This is a genomic window from Mitsuaria sp. TWR114, assembly GCF_007997345.1.
This window is the reverse complement of sequence record NZ_VOSR01000020.1, coordinates 1-3,813: the sequence shown is the minus strand read 5'-3', so window position 1 is coordinate 3,813 and position 3,813 is coordinate 1. Positions and strand designations below refer to the sequence as shown.

General features: G+C 69.6%; 2 protein-coding genes. Both read left to right on the top strand.

The genetic code is table 11. From position 1 onward, the window contains the following. A partial coding sequence (locus FUT87_RS01200; protein ID WP_147239823.1) for an efflux RND transporter permease subunit occupies positions 1–2,639 on the top strand: 2,639 nt, incomplete at its 5' end. A 26-nt stretch (positions 2,640–2,665) separates the two neighbouring features. Then, positions 2,666–3,813, top strand: a 1,148-nt coding sequence (locus FUT87_RS01195) for a TolC family protein (RefSeq protein WP_186830301.1), incomplete at its 3' end; no start/stop codon positions are given.

Sequence of the window (3,813 nt, the reverse complement as noted above, 5' to 3'; positions counted from 1 at the left end):
CGATGCGCATCTGGCTGGACCCGGCCAAGATGCAGTCCTACAACCTCAGCCCGGCCGAGGTCAGCGCCGCCGTCTCCGCGCAGAACGCGCTGGTGCCGGCCGGCGTGCTGGGCGACCGCCCGAACACGAGCAGCCAGACGATGTCGGCCACCATCGTGGTCAAGGGCCAGCTCGAGGACAAGGCGCAGTTCGAGAAGATCGTCCTGCGCGCCAACACCGACGGCTCCAAGGTGCTGCTCAAGGACGTCGCCCGCATCGAGCTGGGCGGCCAGAGCTACGCCACCTACACCCGCCTGAACGGCCAGCCCTCCACCGGCATCGGCGTGCAGCTCTCGCCCACCGGCAACGCGCTGGGCACCGCCACCGCGATCAAGCAGCGGATGGAGGAGCTGAAGAAGTACTTCCCCGCGGGCGTCGTCTACACCGTCCCGTACGACTCGTCGAAGTTCGTGAAGATCTCGATCTCGCAGGTCGTCGAGACGCTGGTGGAAGCCATCATCCTGGTCTTCCTGGTGATGTACCTGTTCCTGCAGGACTGGCGCTACACGCTGATCCCGACGCTGGTGGTGCCGGTGGCGCTGCTGGGCACCTTCGGCGTGATGCTGGCGCTGGGCTTCTCGATCAACGTGCTGACGCTGTTCGGCATGGTGCTGGCGATCGGCATCCTGGTCGACGACGCGATCGTCGTCGTCGAGAACGTCGAACGCATCATGAGCGAGGAGGGCCTGAGCCCGCGCGAGGCGACCAAGAAGGCGATGGGCCAGATCTCCGGCGCCATCATCGGCATCACCACGGTGCTGATCGCGGTGTTCGTGCCGATGGCGTTCTTCGCCGGCTCGGTGGGCAACATCTACCGCCAGTTCTCGCTGGCGATGGTGGCCTCGATGGCGCTGTCGGCGCTGATGGCGCTGTCGCTGACGCCGGCGCTGTGCGCGACGCTGCTCAAGCCGGTCGAGGCGGGTCACCACCACGAGAAGCGCGGCTTCTTCGGCTGGTTCAACCGCGGCTTCTCGCGCACCGCCAAGGGCTACGAAGGCTGGGTGGCCCGGCTGCTCAAGCGCAGCGGCACGATGATGGTGGCCTTCGCCGCGGTCGTCGCGGTGGTGGGCTGGCTGTACCTCCGCATGCCCACCTCCTTCCTGCCGAACGAGGACCAGGGCTACCTGATCGTCAACGTGCAGCTGCCGCCGGGCGCGACCTCCAACCGGACCGAGGCCGCCGTCGCCGCCGTCGAGAACTTCCTGCACAAGCAGCCGGAAGTGGCCGACACCATCGGCGTGATCGGCTTCTCCTTCTCCGGCCAGGGCCAGAACGCCGCGCTGGTGTTCGTGCCGCTCAAGCCCTGGGAGGAGCGCAAGGGCAAGGACCACAGCGCGCAGGCGCTGGCCGGCCGCGTGATGGGCGCGATGATGGTGGGCGTGCGCGACGCGTTCATCTTCCCGCTCTCGCCGCCCCCGATCCCGGAACTGGGCACCGCCACCGGCTTCGCGCTGCGCCTGCAGGACCGCGGCGGCCTCGGCCACGAGGCCCTGCTCAACGCGCGCAACCAGCTGATGGGCATGGCGCAGAAGAGCAAGATCATCACCGGCATGCGGCCCGACGGACTGGAGGACGCGCCGCAGCTGCAGGTCGACATCGACCGCGACAAGGCGCAGGCGCTGGGCGTCGGTTACGACACGATCGCGCGCACGCTGGGCATCCAGCTGGGCTCGACCTATGTCAACGACTTCCCCAGCACCGGCCGCATGCAGCGCGTGGTGGTGCAGGCCGACGCGCCCAAGCGCATGACGCCGGAGGACGTGCTGGCCATCAACGTGACCAACGCGCAGGGCGCCAACGTGCCGCTGTCGGCCTTCGCCTCCAGCCGCTGGATCACCGGCCAGATGCAGGCCACCCGCTACAACGGCTATCCGGCGATGCGCCTGGCCGGCGACGCGGCGGCCGGCGCCTCGACGGGCCAGGCGATGAAGGAACTCGAGTCGATGATCCGCCAGCTCCCGCCGGGCATCGGCTACGAGTGGACCGGCCTGTCGCGCGAGGAGCAGCTCTCCGGCTCGCAGGCCGGCATCCTGCTGGCGTTCTCGCTGCTGGCGGTGTTCCTGTGCCTGGCCGCGCTCTACGAGAGCTGGTCCATCCCGCTGTCGGTGATGCTGGTGGTGCCGCTGGGCCTGCTGGGCGCGCTGCTCGGCGCGACGCTGCGCGGCATGCCCAACGACGTGTACTTCAAGGTCGGCCTGATCACCATCATCGGCCTGTCGGCGAAGAACGCGATCCTGATCATCGAGTTCGCCAAGGACCTGCAGGCGCAGGGCAAGGGGCTGGTGGAGTCGGTGCTGGAGGCGGCGCACCTGCGCTTCCGCCCGATCATCATGACCTCGATGGCCTTCATCCTGGGCGTGACGCCGCTGTTCTTCGCCTCGGGCGCGGGCTCGGCGAGCCAGCGGGCGATCGGCACCGGCGTGCTCTCGGGCATGGTGACCGCGACGGTGCTGGCGGTGGTGTTCGTGCCGGTGTTCTTCCTGGTGGTGCGCCGCTTCTTCAAGGGCAGCGAGCGCCAGCAGAAGCTGTACTCGCATGAGCTCGACGGTCCCGACGCGACCCGGGCCGCCCACGCCGCGAAGAACGCGGACGGAGTCTGACGATGATGAAAAGAAAACTCTCAGTGATGGCCGCGGCCGCCGCCACGGTGGCGCTGCTGGCGGGCTGCGTGAACCTCGCGCCCGAGCACCAGCGCCCCGAGGCACCGGTTGCGCCCCAATGGCCGCAGGGCCCGGGCGCCGAGACGGCCGACGCCAAGGTCGCCACCGAGCTGCAATGGCAGCAGTTCTTCCGCGACGAGCGGCTCAAGCAGCTGATCGACCTCGCGCTGAAGAACAACCGCGACCTGCGCGTGGCGCTGCTGAATGTCGACGTGGCGCGGGCGCAGGCCAACGTCACCGCGGCCAACCGCTGGCCCACGGTCAACCTCGGACTGTCGGCGCAGCGCGGTCCGCAGACCACGTCCAGCGGCGACAGCCAGATCGTCAGCGTCTACCAGGCGGGGCTGCAGGTCACCTCCTACGAGCTCGACCTGTTCAGCCGCGTCAAGAACCAGAGCGCCGCGGCCTTCGCCCAGTACCTGGCGACGGACGAGGCGGCGCGCTCGGCGCGGATCAGCCTGGTCGCGGGCGTGGCCCAGGCCTACCTGGCGGTGCAGGCCGACGAGGAACTGCTGGCGCTCACGCGCCAGACGCTGGCCACGCGCGAGGACAGCCTCAAGCTGATGCAGCTGAAGTTCGACAACGGCGCCGCGTCCAACCTGGACCTGAGCACTGCCAAGTCGTCCTATGAATCGGCGCGGGCCACCCTGGCCCAGGCCGAGCGCACGCGCCAGCAGGACCTGAACGCGCTGACGCTGCTGGTGGGGCAGACCCTGCCGGACGCGCTGCCGCAAGCGCGCCCGCTGAGCGACCAGACCATGGGCGCGCTGCTGGCGGGCGCCCTCGCAGTGCTGGTGGCGGCCCGACGTGCGCCGGCCGAGCAGCAGCTGGTGGGCGGCCGAGGCCAACATCGGCGTCGCCCGCGCGGCCTACTTCCCGAGCATCACGCTCACCAGCAGCGTGGGCACGGCCAGCAGCGCGCTGAAGGACCTGTTCAGCCAGAGCGCGTGGAGCATCGCGGGCTCGGCGCTGATGCCGATCTTCGACGCGGGACGGGTGAAGAACAACGCGCGGCGGCCAGGGCCAATCGCGAGATCGCGGTCGCCCAGTACGAGAAGACCGTGCAGACGGCCTTCAAGGAAGTGGCGGACGCGCTGGCGGGCCGCGCGCGCTG